This is a genomic window from Arthrobacter sp. BK1 (assembly GCF_056680055.1).
This window is the reverse complement of the sequence record NZ_CM155263.1, coordinates 2,361,701-2,379,193: the sequence shown is the minus strand read 5'-3', so window position 1 is coordinate 2,379,193 and position 17,493 is coordinate 2,361,701. Positions and strand designations below refer to the sequence as shown.

Sequence of the window (17,493 nt, the reverse complement as noted above, 5' to 3'; positions counted from 1 at the left end):
CTGGCGGGCGGCGTCGCACTGGGCGGACGCGGCGGGCCGGTGATAGGGATTACAGTACAACACTTGTTCACTTCTCGCACTCTTGTTCGACATACGAACATAGAATATTGGCGGGGGTTGTTGCCGGCTCCGGGTCCGGCGCGGCATTGACACCCGGCCCGGCCCCCGCATCACCGCTGCGGCAGGCGCGCGGCCAGCTCGGCGGCAGCTTCCTGCAGCAGGGGGACGTGCGCCAGGAGGGCCTCCATGCTGAGGCGGAAAACCGGCACGGCAGTGGCCAGGGAGGCGAAGGCGTGGCCCTGTGAATTGAGCAGCGGCACCGCCACGGCGCGCATCCCGTTCTCGTTCTCCTCATCCATGACCGCGTAGCCCTGCCGGCGCACCTTCTCCATTTCCGCGCGGAAGACCCCGCGGTCCGTGATGGTGTGCTCGGTCAGCGGCTCGAGGTCCAGCTCTTCGATGAGACTTTCACGCTCCGCGTCCTCGGCGAAGGCCACCAAGGCCTTGCCAACCGCGGTTGCGTGCAGTGCACCCAGATGACCGGGGTCACTGGTCACGCGGAAGGTTTGCGGGCCGTCCACCTTGTTCACCGTCAGGTGGTGATGGCCGTCGCGGACGCTAAGGATGGTGGCCTCGCCCGTCTGCTCTGTCACGCGGCGCAGGACCGGCATGGCTGTACCGGCGAATCCATGGTGATTGGAGACCCGCTGGCCCAGCTGGAAGATCCGGAGGCCCAGGTGATAGCGGCGGCCATCCGGCTCATAGTCCACAAAGCCGTCCCGGGTCAGGGAACCCAGCAGCCGATAGGTAGTGCTGAAGGGAAGCTCGGCACGGCGGGAGATCTCGGCTGCACTGGCACCCTTGGGTTCATCGCCAAGGAGGACCAGGAGCCCAAGCGCCTTACCCACCATGTCAGTACGGTCAGCCTTCGGAGCTTTCACCCCGGCATTTGCCTCGGCGCTCTTGATCACGGCCTCGGCCTGGGCGGAAGCTTCATCTGTGGCAGCGGAGGCGTCATCGGCCGCTGTGGTTTGGTTCACACTCATAACTCGATGTTGCCACATCGTGGAAGCAATTTCTAGATGGTGATTATTTTCTTGACAAGTGACTCCACTCACAGTCATGATTGCTGTATCGCACAAGTAGCTCCCACTATGTGGCTACAAGTCCAGATTCATTGACGGACTCCAGCCGCACCGCACCCGGCACCACCACGCTGCGGCTGCGACTCCCCAGATCCATCCGCGACACTGTCGTCACACAAAGGAACTCCATGAGCCAGACACTTCCGTCCGCGGGGCAGGGCACTGTAGCCCCGGCCGGGACACCAAAGAAAGCAGCCCTCGCCAGCTTCCTGGGCAGCGCGGTCGAATACTACGACTTCTTCATCTTCGGTTCGGCCGCCGCCCTGATCTTCCCGACGGTCTTCTTCCCCGATGCGGGAGCAAATGCGGCCGTCATGTCCTTCGCCACCTTCGGATTCGCTTACGTGGCACGGCCCGTCGGCGCCGTCATCCTGGGCCACTTCGGTGACCGGGTGGGCCGCCGGAAGGTCCTGATGTTCACCCTGCTGCTGATGGGCGCCTCGACGTTCCTGATCGGCTGCCTTCCCGACTTCAACACCGTGGGCTGGTGGGCTCCGGCCCTGCTGGTGCTTGCACGGCTTTGCCAGGGCCTCTCCGCCGCAGGTGAGCAGGCCGGCGCCTCATCCATGACCCTGGAACACGCACCGGACAACCGCCGCTCCTTCTTCACCTCCTGGACCCTCACCGGCACCCAGGGCGGCCAGATCCTCGCCGCCCTCGTCTTCATCCCCGTCCTGGCCCTCCCGGACGAGATCAAGTTCGGCATCGGCTGGCGCATCCCGTTCTGGCTCAGCGCCGTGGTGGTGCTGGTTGCGTTCTTCATCCGCCGCACCCTGCACGAACCGCCGGCTTTCGAGGAAGCCCAAAAGACTGCCCAGATCTCCAAGCTCCCCGTCGCCGACCTGCTCAAGGGCCACTGGCGCGACGTCCTCCGCGTTATTGCCTGCGCCTTCATCGCCGCAGTATCCACCGTGTTCGGCACACTGGCCATCACCTACGCCAAGACCGTCGCCGGTGTTGACGGCACCACCACCCTCTGGCTCGTCGTCGGCGCCAACCTGGTGGCCCTGGGCACCCAGCCGCTGTTCGGCATGCTGGCTGACAAGATCGGCCGTAAGCCGGTCTTCATCTACGGCGCCGTTGCCAGTGCGGTCCTCACGCCGGTGTTCCTGCTGAGCCTGGAGTCCGGCAGCGTTCCGCTGATGTTCCTTGCAGCCATCGGCTTCTTCTCCTGCGGCTATGCAGCCTCGAACGCCGTCTGGCCGTCCTTCTACGCCGAGATGTTCAGCACCAAGGTCCGCTTCTCCGGCCTGGCGATCGGCACGCAGCTGGGCTTCCTGATGGCAGGATTCGCCCCGGCCATCGTGGCTGCCATGGGCGGCATCCGGCCCGGGGGCTGGGTCCAGATCAGCATCTTCACCGCTGTTATCTGCAGCATCGCAGCCATCTCAGCCCTCACTGCGAAGGAAACCTTCAAGGTCCCCACGAAGCAGCTCGGCCTGAAGTAATCCCCGTCCGGACCGACTGACCGGACGTTCCTGCCCGGTTCCTCCAGGAAAGCCCGCCATTCTTCCACGGAATGGCGGGCTTTCCCATGTTCGGGCTGCGGGAACCGGCCGGAGCAAACGGGCAGGAACGTACGTACGACGACGGGTGTCAGCACGTGCCTATCGCGAACTCGCCCCTCCCTCTTTCCCCTTCCGCTTGCACGGGGGCACCCGCCCGGGGCCGGTCTTTCTGGAGCGAGGACTCCGGTCTTTGGGCCAGGCCCGGGCCTGCCGCGTTATTGTCAGACCCACCTGTGATGATGAATTCATGGGAACAAGCGCGGTGGTGGCGGAGGCATTTGCGGCTATCAATGCCGGCTTCGCTGTGCTTGCTGCCGTGGTCACCGACGCCCGTGTTGGAGCAGCAGCCGCCGGGCCGGATTCGGGTGCTGATCCTGCGGCCTGCCTGGCCGAAGACTGCCTTCAGATCCTCTCCCGGGTCGCTGAATCGGAGCCGCGGCTGGCCGCCGTGAAGGCCCTCGCCGCCGCCAAATACTTCGAAACTGCGGCGTTGATCGCCGGGCCCCTAACCGTCCCCGGGGACGCTGCAGTGCAGGAGATGGCGGTCCGGGCAGAAGTCGCCTGTGTCCTGACCATCGGCGAGCGGGCCGCGGGTTCGCTCCTGCACCACTCCCTGATGCTGACCACCAGGCTGCCGCTGACCCTGGCCGCCCTGCGGGACGGCTCCCTGTCCTGGCAGCACGCCCGGGTCATGGTCGAGGAAGCGGACACCCTTGACCCGGCAGGTGCCGCGGCGTTGGAGACACACTTCCTGGACCCGGGCCCGGAGGCCCCGGATGCCGCCCGGGCCTGCACCGCAGGACAGATGCCGGCGTCCCGGTTCCGGCACAAGGCTCGCACCTGGCGGGAACGCCACCATGCCGAGAGTATCGAGGAACGCCACGCCAAGGGTGTCCTGGACCGCCGGGTCCAGTACTGCCCGGACCAGGACGGGATGGCCTGGATCACCGCCTACCTCCCCGCAGATCAGGCAGTGGCGATCTGGAACCGCACCACCGCGATCGCCCGCGGCCTGCAAGGGCCTGATGAGTCGCGCACCCTCACCCAGCTCCGCGCCGACACGTTCGCCAAGGCCCTGCTCAGCAGCGGGATCGCGCTCAACGCCACGGCCCTCGACAACACCGGGGCCCTGGCCAACACCGGGACCCCGATCAACACCTGGAACGAGTCCGGCAGCGGGGAAGAGTCCAGCAGCGGGGAAGGCCGCAATGCCAGCGGCGGTGAAGCGGTGAATCCGGGCAAGGTCCCCACCCCGCGGGCCCAGGTCCTGGTCACCGTCCCGGTTTTCGCCCTGCTCGGCGTCACCGGTGAACCCGCGATGCTCGACGGGTACGGCCCGATCCCGGCATCGATGGCCCGGGACCTCCTGGCCAACGGGGCCGAATCCTTCTACCGGGTCCTCGTGGACCCCCGCGACGGGGCACCACTGGAGATCGGCCGGACCAGCTACCGCCTCACCAAAGCCATGAAACACGCCCTTCAGCTCCGGGACGGCAAATGCACCTTCCCCGGCTGCAACAACCAGTCCCTGGACAACGACACCGACCACCTCACCGCCTGGGCCCACGGCGGAACCACCGGCATCAGCAACCTGGCCCAACTCTGCCCGAAACACCACAAACTCAAACACAACAGCGGCTGGACACCCACGGCCGCCGCCAGAAACCAGTCCCCCGGCTGGACCTCACCCACCGGCAGACACTACAAAGCCGAACCCCACGACTGGGAACCACCCCACTGGCCCCAAAAACCCGAAACACAACGCAAACCCGAACCGGGCCACGGCTCCGGCTCGGGCCACCCCGACTTCATCCACATCGGCCTCTCCCTGGGAGAGGGCGGCATCGAACGGTTCCTCCACACCGCCAGCTGACAGTAGCCGAGAGCCGCCTGCACCCAGTTACCCCCACAATCCGGCAATCCGGCAATCCGGCAATCCGGCAATCCGGCGAACCCGTACTACGGCTGCCCGGCCTGTAGGACGGATTCGAGATCGAAGTTAACAGGTTCCTCCAGCTGGGCGTAGGTGCAGGATTCGGGGTCGCGGTCCGGCCGCCACCGGTTGAATTGGGCTGTGTGGCGGAACCTCTCGCCCTCCATATGGTCGTACCTGACCTCCACCACCAGTTCAGGCCGCAGCGGAACAAAGGACAGGTCCTTCCCGGCGCTCCAGCGGCTTCCCTCGGCCTTCCGGGGCGTCCGTTCACCTTCCTCCTGTTTCGCCCAGGCCCAGGGATGGTCGTCGAAGTCGGTAACCAGCGGCTGCAGCTGCTCGAAAAGCTCCTGACGGCGTTTCATCGGGAAGGCGCCGATCACCCCCACGCTGGCCAGGGCGCCGTCGTCCTTGTACAACCCGAGCAGCAGCGAGCCGATCGCGTCCGGACCGCTCTTATGCACCCGGTAGCCGGCCACCACGCAGTCGGCAGTGCGTTCATGCTTGATCTTGAACATCACGCGCTTGTCGGGCTGATAGCTGCCGGCCACAGGCTTGGCCACGATCCCGTCCAGGCCCGCCCCCTCGAACTGCTGGAACCACTGTTCGGCGAGTGCCTTGTCCCGGGTCGCGGCGGTGAGATGGACCGGTGCCTTGCTGCCGGCGAGCGCCTCCTCCAGTGCCGCTCGGCGCTCCGCGAAGGGCCGGCCAGTGTAGTCGTCGTCGCCCAAGGCAAGCAGGTCGAAGGCTACAAACTTGGCGGGGGTCTGCTCCGCCAGCAGTTTGACCCGGCTGGCCGCCGGGTGGATCCGCTGCTGGAGGGCATCGAAGTCCAGCCGGTCCCCTGAGGCTCCCACCAGGACAATCTCGCCGTCCACCACACAGCGGGGCGGCAGGTTCTCCTTCAGGGCCACCACCAGCTCAGGAAAATACCGGGTCATGGGTTTCTCGTTGCGGCTGCCGATCTCCACCTCATCGCCGTCGCGGAAAATGATGGACCGGAAGCCGTCCCATTTTGGTTCGTAGCTCAGGTCGCCGTCCGGCACACCACTGACGGATTTGGCGAGCATGGGCGAAACGGGAGGCATCACGGGAAGGTACATACTGCCCATTCTTGCCCGGCCACGGCGGCTGCGAAAGGCCTTCGTCGGCAAAAGCCCAGTTGAGGGCCTCGACACTGCACACCGCGGGACGGTAGACCTTAACGATGCCCACTATCGGATTTCACGCTTCCCATGAACAGATCAGTCCCGGACAACTGCTCAAGGACGTCCAGCACGCGGAGCAAGCCGGCTTTGACGCCGCCATGTGCTCGGACCACATCGAGCCATGGTCAGCCAGGCAGGGGCACTCGGGGTTCGCCTGGTCCTGGCTGGGCGCCGCGCTGGCCACCACGTCGCTGAAATTCGGTGTGGTGACGGCCCCCGGCCAGCGTTACCACCCCGCCATCATTGCCCACGCTTCGGCCACCTTGGCCAGCATGTTTCCGGGCCGGTTCTGGCTGGCCCCGGGCAGCGGCGAGAACATGAACGAGCACGTCACCGGTGATGCCTGGCCGCCCAAGGAAACCCGGCAGCAGCGGCTTGAAGAGTGTGTGGACATTATCCGGCGGCTGCACAGTGGCGAGGAAGTGACCCATCAGGGGCTGGTGACCGTGGAGCAGGCCCGGATCTGGGATGTGCCGGATCCTGCCCCGCAGCTGATCGCGCCGGCCATCAGCGTGGACACCGCGCGCCGCGCAGCGGGCTGGGCGAACGGACTGGTGACGGTGAACCAGCCTGCAGAAAAGCTGAAGGACATGCTGACCGCCTACCGGGACCACGGAGGCCGAGGCAAGGCGGTGCTGCAGGTCCACCTTTCCTGGGCGCCGCGGGAAGCAGACGCCGTGGCGGTTGCGATGGACCAGTGGCGCACCAACATCTTTGCGCCACCCGTCCCGTGGGATCTCCCCACAGCAGGGCATTTCGACGGCGTGAGCGCCCACATCGGCGAGGATCAGGTCCGCAAATCCGTGAACGTCTCGGCCAGCCTGCACCAGCACGCGGAGTGGCTCGCCGGCTACGCCGACCTGGGCTTCGACGAGCTCTACCTGCACTTCGTGGGGCAGGACCAGGCCCCGTTCATCGACGCCTTTGCAGCGGATGTCCTGCCGCAGTTGCGCCCCAAACCTCCGCTGTGGTCACCCGTGCAGGAATCCCCCGCGCCCGAGTCAGCCGTCAAGGAGAGCACGCCATGAGAATCGCGCAAACGTCTGACCTCTGGTGGAAAAATGCCGTCATCTACTGCCTGGACCCTGAGACCTTTTTCGACGACGACGGTGACGGGACCGGTGACTTCGCCGGCCTCACCCAGCGGGTGGACTACCTCGCAGCACTGGGCGTTACCTGTATCTGGCTGATGCCCTTCTACCCGTCGCCGGACAGGGATGACGGCTACGACATCACCGACGTGTACGGCGTGGATCCACGACTCGGCACACTGGGCGACGTGGTGGAGTTCATCCGGACCGCCAAGGACCGGGGAATGCGGGTGATCGCGGACTACGTCATCAACCACACCTCGGACAAGCACCCGTGGTTCAAGGAATCCCGGAAGTCCGTGGACAACCCCTACCGCGATTACTACGTGTGGCGGAAAGACACTCCCCCGGACACCTCCGAACAGGTGGTGTTCCCCGGTGAGGAAACGTCCATCTGGACCCAGGACAAGGCCACCGGCGAGTGGTACCTGCACATGTTCGCCAAGCACCAGCCGGACCTGAACGTCGCCAACCCTAAGGTCCGGGACGAGATCGCCAAATCCATGGGTTTCTGGCTGCAGATGGGACTGGACGGTTTTCGCTTGGATGCCGTGCCGTTCTTCCTGGAATTGCAGGGGGTGTCCAAGGATGATGCGGCGAAGATCGATCCGCACGACTACCTGGCAGCCCTGCGCAGCTTCCTGAACCGGCGCAGCGGGAGCGCAGTGCTGCTGGGCGAGGTCAACCTCCCGTACAAGGAGCAGGTGAAGTACTTCGGCGGGCCCGAGGGCAACGAGCTGAACATGCAGTTCGACTTCCTGAGCATGCAGAACCTCTACCTCTCGCTGGCCAGGGAGGATGCCCGCCCGTTGGCCAAAACCCTCGCCGCCAGGCCCGCCATCCATCCGGATAACCAGTGGGCAATGTTCGTGCGCAACCACGACGAACTGACGCTGGACAAACTCACCGACGACGAGCGTGAGGAAGTTTTCGCAGCGTTTGGCCCGGACCCGGACATGCAGATGTACGGACGCGGCCTCCGGCGTCGCCTCCCGCCGATGCTCGACGGCGATCCCGCCCGGCTGCGCATGGTCTATTCGCTGATGTTCTCACTCCCCGGAACACCTGTCCTTTTCTATGGCGAGGAGATCGGCATGGGTGAGGACCTGCGTGCCGAGGGCCGCTCCGCCGTACGATCGCCGATGCAGTGGAATGACACCGACAACGGCGGATTCTCCACCGCTCCCGCCGACAAGCTGGTAGCGCAGGTGGTTGACGGCTACTTCGGGCCGAAGAACATCAACGCGGCGCAGGCCGTCAGGGACCCCGATTCGCTATGGAATTTCATTGCCACGCTCATCCGGCGCTACCGGGAGAGCCCCGAGCTCAGCTGGGGGGACTTCGAACTCATCAAACAGTCAGATCCGGGGGTGCTCCTGCACAGCTGCACGCGCGCCGGTTCAACAATGGTGGTGGCCCACAATCTGGCCGCCCAGCCGGCAGCCGTCACAGCAAAGGTCTCCTCGCCGGAAGATCCCCAGGAGACGTTTGACGGCGCCATCCTGCTGGATCTGCTCGACGGCGACAACGTGCCGTTGGAGGCCGACGGCGGCTTCACCGTTGAGCTGGGCCGTTACGGCTACCGCTGGTTCAGGATCCAGCGGCCGGGTGACCGCCGTATCTGACCCCGCGTGCGTGGCTGACTCCGGGCTGGCAGTTCGGCAGTTACCCCGCACCCTGTGAAATGATCAGTCATGCGCATGATGCAGCACTCCAGCAAGCTCCAGAATGTCCGGTATGAACTCCGCGGCCCGATTCTCCAGGCGGCCAAAAAGATGGAGGCCGAGGGGCACCGGATCCTGAAAATGAATCTCGGGGACACCGCCCCCTTCGGACTGGAAGCTCCCGAGTCTGTGGTGGTGGACATGATCTATCACCTGCGGGGCGCCCAGGGCTACAGCGATTCCAAAGGCATCTTCTCGGCCCGCACCGCCATCTCGCAGTACTACCAGACCCGTGGACTGATGCAGATCGGCGTCGAGGACATCTTCATCGGCAACGGCGTGAGCGAGTTGATCTCCATGTGCCTGCAGGCGTTCATGGAAAACGGCGATGAGATCCTCGTCCCGGCCCCCGACTACCCGCTGTGGACGGCCGCCGTGACGCTCACAGGCGGCAAACCGGTGCACTACCTGTGTGATGAGGCAGAGCAGTGGTGGCCGGACATGGACGACGTCGAGGCAAAGATCACCGAGCGCACCAAAGGCATCGTGATCATCAATCCGAACAACCCCACAGGGGCTGTGTACCCGCGGCGTATCCTGGAGCAGTTCGCGGCCCTTGCCCGCAAGCACAACCTTGTCCTGTTCTCCGACGAAATCTACGAGAAGGTCCTGTATGGGAAGGCGCAGCACATCCATACGGCGTCGGTGGCGGAAGACGTGTGCTGCCTGACCTTCAGCGGACTGTCGAAGGCCTACCGCATGCCCGGGTACCGGGCGGGCTGGGTGGCCATCACCGGCCCCCTGGCGGCCACGGCGAACTACCGGGAAGGCCTGGAGCTGCTTGCTTCGCTGCGGCTGTGCGCGAACGTCCCCGCCCAGCATGCAATCCAGACCTGCCTCGGCGGTTACCAAAGCATCGATGCGCTGGTCCGGCCCGGCGGCAGGCTGCGGGAGCAGCGGGATCTCGCCTTCAACCTCCTGACGGCCATCCCCGGTGTCACGTGCGTCCCCGCCGCAGGTGCCATGTACCTCTTTCCCCGCCTGGATCCTGAGCTTTACCCGATCCGGAGTGATGAGGAGTTTGTCCTTGATCTTCTTCAGGACCAAAAGATCCTCGTCTCGCACGGCTCCGCGTTCAACTGGCCCGCGCCGGACCACTTCCGTTTCGTCATCCTTCCCACCGCGCTGGAAATCGAGGAAGCGGTCCGCAGGATCTCGACGTTCCTGGCGGGCTACCGCGCCCGCTTGGCGGCCTGAGGGCAACGGCCCGGCAATACTTCGGCCTGAGAACTAACCGGCCCCTAACGCTGAGGAAATGCGGCCGCAACATTGCCCCGCCACACTGGAGTTGTCCGCAAGCGCAGGCACCCAGCTCCAGCCAGGAGGCCCCCATGTTGAAGGAAGCCAGAACCCATGTGACACGAGTCCGCGCCCTGGACCAGCTCCACCGCGGCGACGAGATCGAAGCCCGCCTGTCAGTGGGCCCCAGTTACGACGACGTCGTCATCCGGCGCGGCAGCGTCCAGGAAACCGCACCCGGCATCGGAGTGGTGTGGATCATGGACCACCACACGGGAATGCGCAAGGCCATCAACACGGAGGAATGCCGGATCTGGCGGATCGCCTGAAGCTTCCACAGCACGGTCCGGACACAGGCAATGGCAGTCAGCGGCTGCTGGCCAGTGGCGGGTGTAGTCAGTAAGGACTGCCCGCCGGCCAGCAGCCAGCCGACCCGGTCCTGCCTGTTTCCGGTTTCACCCGGGATCCGCTTTCACCCTGGATCGGGCCGAGACAGTGAATGCAGCCACTGAATCGTGCCGTCTGTCATCGGATGGGGTACGCCGAGCGTCTCGAGGAACGAACGCGCGTCGTCCATCTCAGCCTCACGCCGCTTGGCATGCACCGGCGTGCCCCCAAGGATCCGCGACACCACTGAATGCCCGGCAGGGCCCAGCTCGGACGCGATCTGGTCGACGATCCAGTCCTCCGCACCCACTGCCCGGGCAGCAGTGACAGACTCAAGAACTGTTGCAGCGAGGCCTTTCATAAAAACGCTGCGAAGCAGCTTCAGCCCCGCCGCCGCTCCCGCTTCGTCACCCACCACCGCGGCGGGAATCCCCAGCCCCGTCAGGATGGCCTGCAGCTCCCCTGCCGCCGAACCACTCAGCGCCAGGGGTGTCCCCACCCCGGACCGGGCCACCGGCGCGAGGATGGCAACATCAACAAAGGCAATGCCCTGTTCGTCGGCACATTTCGCGAGCCGCCGCTTGTCCGTCGGACCGGCGGTGTTCATGTCGGCGAAAATTGCCGTCCGTTCCATCGCCGGCAACGCCTCCGCCAGGGCGGAGTCCGCCGCGCGGCCGCCCACCAGGCTCAGCACCAGCGCAGCCCCGCGGACTGCAGCGCCGGCGTCGCCCGCGGAACGGACCCCTGACGGCACAGCGGAAACGAGCGGATCCGCTGCCGTTACGCTCAGTCCCAGCCGGGCAAGATCGGCTGCATAGATGCTTCCGGCTTCCCCCAGGCCCAAAACGGCGACGCGCATGGGAACACTTCCCTCCGTTGCTCCTAAGATTGTAGACAAAATGGTGGCCAGCATCCGGGGCGCCAGGGTTCCGGCGATTTTGGGAGTTTGAGTACGAATGCCGTCAACACTTGAGAACGCTTCACCGGCGGCCGACGCCGAAGGCGGCGTCGATCAAAGAGTGACCGACCTTATCCGCGACGCCATCATCCGGGGTGAATACGTCCCGAACCAGCGGCTCGTCGAGGCGGACCTCAGCGCGGCCTTCTCCGCGAGCCGGGCAACCGTCCGCACTGCCCTTCTTGAGCTTGCCGGCGAAGGCCTGGTCGAACGCCTGCCGAACCGCGGATCCAGGGTGAGGGCAATATCCGTGGATGAGGCCATCGAGATCCTTGAGGTGCGGATTGGAGTCGAGGGCCTGTGCGCCGCCAAGACAGCCGCCACCCTCACAGACGAAGATGCCGAAGCCTTCGGCCGCCTTCGCGCAGCGATGATCGACTCGGTCGCCGAGGGGGACCTCGTCGAGTATGCGCGGCTGAACCGCTACCTCGACGTCAGGGTCCGCGAACTGAGCAATCATGCCACCGCCTCCGATGTGCTGGCCCGGTTGCATGCGCAGAGCGTCCGGCACCAGTTCAAACTGTCCTCGCGGCCGCAGCGGGCCAAGGTCTCGGTCTGGGAGCACGTCGCGATCATCGACGCCGTCGTGGCCCACGATCCGGACGCTGCGGAGCAGGCCGTACGCACCCACCTGTTGAGCGTCATTGATGCACTTCGCGATATTTCATCCGCTGAACCCGGACAGCCCGCAGCACCCTGACACTTAACTGGCCGCGGGTCCGGCCGTGCGCCAGCCACCGTGGTATTCGGTCCGTGCGGTAACGGCGTAAGGGGCAGGGCTCACCACTGCACGGACACTGAGCTGCTCGTGTGGCTCCACCGTGGTCTTGCGCGATCCGCCGTCCGGTTCGCCCCAGATAACGCGGACTTCGGTGCCGATTTCGACGTCGGGATCCACCGTAGCCAGGGAGAGCCCGCGCCGTTCGTTGGCGGTGACACCGGTGAAGAGCGAAAGACCCACCCCCGTACCGTCAGCGTCCACCACGGAGTCGTAGTTCGATGAGCCGTAGTTCGCATTGGGGATGTCGAAGAACTGGTAGCCCGGCTTGTCGCGGTCCAGGAATGACGCCCAGATCTTTGCCAGGTCCTCGTCGTTCCAGGCCAGGGTGACCTTCTTGCGCTGTGAAGCGGGGTCCACCTTTTCGAGGGCATCACGGCCGATGAAGTCGTGATCGAACTTCACGAACGAGCCGTAGCCGAGCTCCCACGGCGTCAGGTAGTAGTCCTCGATGTTGCCGGATACATAGGAGCCGGCGAGCGCATTGATCGCCTCATAACTCGTGGCAGGCAGCCATTGACGGTAGGCGCGCTCGGCGTCGCTGCTGTAGATCGCCGGCAGGGGCGAGGGGATCCAGCCCGATTCGAGGGTGTTCGAGGAGTACGCACGGGAACCGCAGGGTTCGAGCCCGAATTCGGCGCCCGCGGTGAGCACCGCGTCGCGGATTTTCCCGTGCTGCTCATACGGTCCCCAGATCTCCAGTCCGGGTGCTCCGGCCATCCCGTGGCGCAGGGTGCGTACCTGTTCCCCGCCAATATTCAGGTGCCCCATGTGGAAAAACTTCACCTGTTCAAGCTTCCCGTTATTGAGTTTCTCAATAATCTGCCACGCATTCGGACCCTGGATCTGGAAGCGGAAGAACTCCCGCTCGACGGCCTGGCCATACGGGCGCGACGGCGACCGGTCGTCGTAGGTGCATTCGACGTCGTATCCTCCCGTCTCGGCGTGGAACTGCAGCCAGTTCGCGGCCGGCGCCCGCCCGACGTAGACGAACTCGTTCCCGGCGAGGTGGAAAAGGATGCCGTCACCGATCACACCGCCGTTGGACGCCGTCGGCACGAACTGCTTTGCGGTGTTCACGGGGAAGTTGGCGAAGCTGTTGATGCCGGTATCCGAAAGGAGCTTGAGCGCGCCGGGGCCCTTCATGAAGAAGTTCACCATGTGGTGGGACTGGTCATAGAGCACCGCGGTTTCCCGCCAGGCGCGCTGCTCACGCCGCCAGTTGGTGAACTCCGCCGGGACCACGGGGTAGATGTACGTGCCGAGTTGGGAGTTTCGCAACAGTTCGACGGTGTTGCCTGCCTCGTCGAGCACATCCTGCAGGGACTTGCTTGCCATCAGGTTTTCTCCTTCGGTACTGGTCGGGTTTTTGGCCGCGCACCCTTAGGCGGCGCGGTAGCTCTCTCGCGCGAACTGAACGAACGGCGCCGGGGCCACCGTGGCGCGCACGGCCACCTGGCGGTGCGGTTCCACCTGGAGCTTGGTCGAATTGGGTTCTTCGCCCCAGAGCACGCTCACTTCAGCACCGATCTCAGCGGTGCCCGGGTCCAGGCTGGCGAGCGAGACGAAGGACTGCTCATTGGCGATATAGCCGCAGTCGAAGGACTGTCCGATGCCGGCCCCGTCCTGGAGCACTTGATCCACCTGGTACAGGGCATACCGTGCTTTGGGCAGCTCGATGTACTTGGCCGGGAGGCCTGGCCGCAGGAGCGAGCCGATCGCTTCCTGGACATCGTCAGGGTTCCACACCAGCGTCACTTTCCGGCGGTGCGAGCCCTGGGGCAGGCCCTTGAGGGCGTCGCTGCCGATGAAGTCATGATCGAAAGCGACGGAACGTCCGTAGTCCAGGTCGTAGGGCGTGAGGTAGTAGTCCTCGATGTCCGCCGAATCGTAGCTGCCGCCGAGGGAGCCGGCCGCCGGGGCGGGAAGCCATTCACGGTAGGCCCGGAGCGCGTCGTCGGAGAAGATCGCCGGCACCGGGGACGGAACCCAGCCCGATTCGAGGTTCGCTGTGGAGTAGCCCTTCGCCCCCACCTGGGTCAGGCCGAACTCCGCGCCTGCCTCCAGCAACGCGTCCCGGACCCGGCCGCCGTCGGCCCATGGCCCGAACAGTTCGTAGCCGGGCTGGCCGGCCATCCCGTGCCGGATGCTGCGGACTTCGAGCCCGGCGATCGGGAAGCGGCCCATGTGGAAAAAGCCGATGTGCGGAACGGCGCCGCCGATCAGCTTCTCCACGATTGCGGGGGCGGCGGGTCCCTGCAGCTCGTACCTGAACAGCCGCGGGTTCCCCTGGCGGACGATCGAGTTTCCGTCCCGCTCCACCTCGACGTCGTGGCCGCCGGTCTCGGCATGGAACTGCACCCAGTCGATCACCATCTGGTGCCCCACCAGGTTGTAGGAGTCCTCCTCGAGGTGGGCCAGGATGGCGTCGCCGATCAGTTGCCCCTGATTATTGACCGCGATGAACTGCTTGGCGCGGTCAACCGGGAACCTGGCGAAGGAGTTCACGGCGAGCCCGCTGAGCAGCCGCTCCGCGCCAGGGCCCCTCACGAACAGATCCGTCATGTGGTGGGACTGGTCAAGCAGTGCGCAACTGGCGCGCCAGGAGTGCTGTTCGGAACGCCAGTTGCTGAATTCGGGCGCTACCGGGAAGACGGTGGGGTGGGCCGGCGAGTTCCGCAGCAGCTCCATTGGAGAGCCCAGCCGATCGATCGCGGCCTGCAGGGTTTCGGTCATTGCAATGTCTCCGTCACGGTGAACTCCTTTGTCCGACCCCGCCGGGCGAATGGGCGGCAGGCTCCTTGAACGTGAGTCTAAAACATGCGTGCCAAGATTGGTAACAAAATTGTATCCGAAGCCTTGACCGGCGTGCCAGAGCGTGGTTGTCTGGCACTGTCCGCTGGTGCCGGGCTGTTCACGGATGCGGGCGCGTCGAGGATTGCTGAGCGATCCGGGGAGGACCTGATCATGGCTACTCAAGGGACAGTGCTCGTGGTGAGCGCGCACGCGGGCGACTTCGTCTGGCGTGCCGGCGGCGCCATTGCCGCCGCCACCGCCCGCGGCGACCGCGCCGTCGTCGTCTGCCTCTCCTACGGCGAGCGCGGCGAGTCCGCCAGCCAATGGCTCGCCGGGAAGTCGCTGGAGGAAATCAAGGCCTTGCGGCGCAGTGAGGCCCAGGCCGCCGCGGGAGCACTTGGAGCCGAGATCGAATTCCTCGACGCCGGCGACTATCCGCTGCTGCCGAGCCGCGAACTGCTCGATCAGCTCGTCCGGATCTACCGGCGGGTGCAGCCCACAGTGGTGCTGACGCACCCGCTCTCGGACCCGTACAACGGCGACCATCCGGCGGCTGCCCGGCTGGCGATCGAGGCAAGGATCCTGGCCCAGGCGATCGGCTACGACGCACCGGGCGAGGTGCTCGGTGCGCCGCCGGTGTTCTTTTTCGAGCCGCACCAGCCCGAACAGTGCGACTTCAAACCCGACGTCCTGCTCGACATTACGGCCGCCTTCCCAGCGAAGCAGAAGGCCATGGAGTGCCTGCCGGCGCAGCAGCACATGTGGGATTACTACACCTCGCTGGCAGTGCGGCGCGGGGTGCAGGTCAAGCGGAATGCGGGCCCGAACCTCGGCCTTCCGGTGGACACTAAAGGCGAGGCGTACATGCGGTTCTACCCCCAGGTCACCGAGGTCCTCGAATGAACACCGTGGTGGTCACAGATGTGGAACGGGCTGATGCCTCAAACATCGGGGAGCTCGCGGCCCACGGCGTCGCGACCGTGCACGAGGCGATGGGGCGCACCGGACTCGTGGGCGCAACGCTCCGCCCCATCCAGGACGGCGTCCGGATCGCGGGGTCGGCAGTGACCGTGCTGTGCTGGCCGGGAGACAACCTCATGATCCATGCCGCCGTGGAGCAGTGCCGCGACGGAGACGTGCTGGTGGTGACCACTGCTTCCCCTTCGCTGGACGGTTCATTCGGTGAACTGTTCGCCACTGCGCTGCAGCACCGCGGGGTCCGCGGCCTCATCACCACCGGCGGGGTCCGCGACGTCGCTGACCTGCGGGCGATGGGCTTTCCCGTCTGGTCCGCCGCCGTCAACGCCCAGGGCACGGTCAAGGCGACGGCCGGCTCGGTGAATGTGCCGATCACCGTGGGCGGCACCATCGTCCGGGCGGGGGACGTGATCGTGGCCGACGACGACGGCGTGCTGTGCGTGCCGCGCGGGGACGTGCCGGCGGCACTCAAGGCCGCCGATTCCAGGGTCAGGAAAGAGGCGGAGTCCCGCGCGGCCTACCTCGCCGGTGAGTTGAGCCTGGACCGCAATAACCTCCGCGGCGTGCTGGACCAGCTGGGTGTGCGTTACCTCAGCGCAGCCGAGTTTGAGGCCGGCCACTACGGCGCCGGCGGGCTCGAGGCGGACCGTGGCCGCGGTTGAGGGCATCCCCTGCATGTACCTTCGCGGCGGCACGTCCAAGGGAGCGTTTTTTCTCGCCTCCGACCTCCCGGACAACACGGACCAGCGGGATGACCTGTTGCTGCGGATCATGGGCACACCTGACCCCCGGCAGATCGACGGGCTGGGCGGCGCGCATCCCCTCACCAGCAAGGTGGCCGTCATCTCGCCGTCCCCGGACGGGGGCGCCGACGTGGACTACCTCTTCCTGCAGCTGGGCGTCGACACGGCGTTCGTCACAAGCCGCCAGAACTGCGGCAACATCCTGGCCGGGGTGGGGCCGTTTGCGGTGGAGCGCGGCCTCGTCGCTGCCGGGGACGGGCTGACCCGGGTGCGCATCCGCATGGTCAACACGGACAGCATCGCCACCGCCACGTTCGCCACCCCCGGCGGGGTGGTGGATTACGACGGCGGCCTGGAGATCGACGGCGTACCCGGAACCGCCGGTGCCATCAGGCTCAACTTCGAGGACACTGCCGGTTCGTCAACGGGGGCGCTCTTCCCGTCCGGGAAGGTATTGGACCACGTAGCCGGGGTGGACGTGACGTGCGTGGACAACGGCATGCCGAGCGTGCTCCTGCGCGCCGCGGACGTTGGCGTCAGCGGCAGCGAGTCGCCGGAAGACCTTGAAGCGAACGAGGAACTGGCCCGCCGTCTCGCCGGGCTGCGCCGCGCGGCCGCCGAGCTAATGGGCATGGGGGACGTCTCCGGTGCCACCGTGCCGAAGCTGGTGCTGCTGGCCCCGCCCCGGGCGGGCGGTGCCATCGCCACCCGCAGTTTCCTGCCGGTCCGGGTCCACACGTCGATCGGCGTGCTCGGGGCACTCACGGTCGGCGCGGGAGTTCTCGCCGAGGGGTCGGTGGGCCACGACCTCGCCGGGTTGCCCGCCGCCGGAACCCCTTTCCGCATCGAGCATCCCACCGGCCACTTCGATGTTGAGGTCGGGGTGGAAGCGGCCGCGGACGGCTTCACAGTCACCCGCTCCGCAGCCCTTCGCACGGCACGAAAGATCTTCGACGGCCGCGTTTTCCCGCGCCCCCGCCTGTGACCGCCAGAGAGAGGACAAGT

15 protein-coding genes are annotated in these 17,493 nt (G+C 65.9%); 10 read left to right on the top strand and 5 right to left on the bottom strand.

Annotated features, from left to right (window positions below; all coding sequences use genetic code 11):
- Positions 1-170: 170 nt before the first annotated feature.
- Entirely contained in the window at positions 171-1,046 is an 876-nt protein-coding gene (locus tag AC1MCA_RS10750; RefSeq protein WP_479796834.1) for an IclR family transcriptional regulator, read from the bottom strand.
- A 227-nt stretch (positions 1,047-1,273) separates the two neighbouring features.
- Here AC1MCA_RS10750 and AC1MCA_RS10745 point away from each other — a divergent pair, with 227 nt between their 5' ends.
- Both AC1MCA_RS10745 and AC1MCA_RS10740 read left to right on the top strand, forming a co-directional pair.
- Positions 1,274-2,593, top strand: a complete 1,320-nt coding sequence (locus AC1MCA_RS10745; protein WP_479796832.1) for an MFS transporter — start codon at positions 1,274-1,276, stop codon at positions 2,591-2,593.
- A gap of 307 nt (positions 2,594-2,900) precedes the next feature.
- Complete coding sequence (locus tag AC1MCA_RS10740) at positions 2,901-4,526, top strand: HNH endonuclease signature motif containing protein (RefSeq protein ID WP_479796829.1); 1,626 nt, start codon at positions 2,901-2,903, stop codon at positions 4,524-4,526.
- 86 nt (positions 4,527-4,612) lie between these two features.
- Here AC1MCA_RS10740 and AC1MCA_RS10735 read toward each other — a convergent pair whose 3' ends face one another.
- Complete coding sequence (locus AC1MCA_RS10735; protein ID WP_479796826.1) at positions 4,613-5,689, bottom strand: ATP-dependent DNA ligase; 1,077 nt, start codon at positions 5,687-5,689, stop codon at positions 4,613-4,615.
- A 104-nt stretch (positions 5,690-5,793) separates the two neighbouring features.
- Here AC1MCA_RS10735 and AC1MCA_RS10730 point away from each other — a divergent pair, with 104 nt between their 5' ends.
- From AC1MCA_RS10730 to AC1MCA_RS10715, 4 genes are all read left to right on the top strand, one after another.
- A complete protein-coding gene (locus AC1MCA_RS10730; RefSeq protein WP_479796822.1) occupies positions 5,794-6,822 on the top strand; it encodes a TIGR03885 family FMN-dependent LLM class oxidoreductase in 1,029 nt (342 codons plus the stop codon).
- Positions 6,819-8,510: an alpha-amylase family protein gene (locus tag AC1MCA_RS10725; protein WP_479796820.1), complete on the top strand. Its 1,692-nt coding sequence runs from the start codon at positions 6,819-6,821 to the stop codon at positions 8,508-8,510. Before AC1MCA_RS10730 ends, AC1MCA_RS10725 begins: the two co-directional genes overlap by 4 nt.
- A gap of 69 nt (positions 8,511-8,579) precedes the next feature.
- A complete protein-coding gene (locus tag AC1MCA_RS10720) occupies positions 8,580-9,806 on the top strand; it encodes a pyridoxal phosphate-dependent aminotransferase (RefSeq protein WP_108600513.1) in 1,227 nt (408 codons plus the stop codon).
- 134 nt (positions 9,807-9,940) lie between these two features.
- Positions 9,941-10,177: a hypothetical protein gene (locus tag AC1MCA_RS10715; protein WP_108600514.1), complete on the top strand. Its 237-nt coding sequence runs from the start codon at positions 9,941-9,943 to the stop codon at positions 10,175-10,177.
- 143 nt (positions 10,178-10,320) lie between these two features.
- Here AC1MCA_RS10715 and AC1MCA_RS10710 read toward each other — a convergent pair whose 3' ends face one another.
- A complete protein-coding gene (locus AC1MCA_RS10710) occupies positions 10,321-11,094 on the bottom strand; it encodes an NAD(P)-dependent oxidoreductase (protein WP_479796815.1) in 774 nt (257 codons plus the stop codon).
- Between the two features lie 97 nt (positions 11,095-11,191).
- Here AC1MCA_RS10710 and AC1MCA_RS10705 point away from each other — a divergent pair, with 97 nt between their 5' ends.
- Positions 11,192-11,893 carry a GntR family transcriptional regulator gene (locus AC1MCA_RS10705; RefSeq protein WP_479796812.1) on the top strand — a complete coding sequence of 234 codons (702 nt, stop codon included), beginning with the start codon at positions 11,192-11,194 and terminating at the stop codon, positions 11,891-11,893.
- A gap of 3 nt (positions 11,894-11,896) precedes the next feature.
- Here AC1MCA_RS10705 and ligM read toward each other — a convergent pair whose 3' ends face one another.
- The gene (ligM, locus tag AC1MCA_RS10700; RefSeq protein ID WP_479796808.1) at positions 11,897-13,309 is read right to left on the bottom strand and encodes a vanillate/3-O-methylgallate O-demethylase; all 1,413 of its coding nucleotides are present in this window, start codon (positions 13,307-13,309) and stop codon (positions 11,897-11,899) included.
- Between the two features lie 45 nt (positions 13,310-13,354).
- Positions 13,355-14,707 (bottom strand): aminomethyl transferase family protein, encoded by a 1,353-nt coding sequence (locus tag AC1MCA_RS10695; RefSeq protein WP_479796806.1) that lies wholly within the window; start codon positions 14,705-14,707, stop codon positions 13,355-13,357.
- Between the two features lie 231 nt (positions 14,708-14,938).
- Between AC1MCA_RS10695 and AC1MCA_RS10690 the strand changes: the two genes are divergently transcribed.
- From AC1MCA_RS10690 to AC1MCA_RS10680, 3 genes are read left to right on the top strand one after another with little or no spacing between them, the layout of a single operon-like run.
- Positions 14,939-15,670 (top strand): PIG-L deacetylase family protein, encoded by a 732-nt coding sequence (locus AC1MCA_RS10690; protein ID WP_479796804.1) that lies wholly within the window; start codon positions 14,939-14,941, stop codon positions 15,668-15,670.
- Positions 15,667-16,407 carry a 4-carboxy-4-hydroxy-2-oxoadipate aldolase/oxaloacetate decarboxylase gene (locus AC1MCA_RS10685; RefSeq protein ID WP_479796802.1) on the top strand — a complete coding sequence of 247 codons (741 nt, stop codon included), beginning with the start codon at positions 15,667-15,669 and terminating at the stop codon, positions 16,405-16,407. The genes AC1MCA_RS10690 and AC1MCA_RS10685 overlap by 4 nt, the downstream gene beginning before the upstream one ends.
- On the top strand, positions 16,394-17,473 hold the full coding sequence (locus AC1MCA_RS10680; protein WP_479796800.1) for a 4-oxalomesaconate tautomerase: 1,080 nt from the start codon (positions 16,394-16,396) through the stop codon (positions 17,471-17,473). Before AC1MCA_RS10685 ends, AC1MCA_RS10680 begins: the two co-directional genes overlap by 14 nt.
- Positions 17,474-17,493 lie beyond the last annotated feature (20 nt).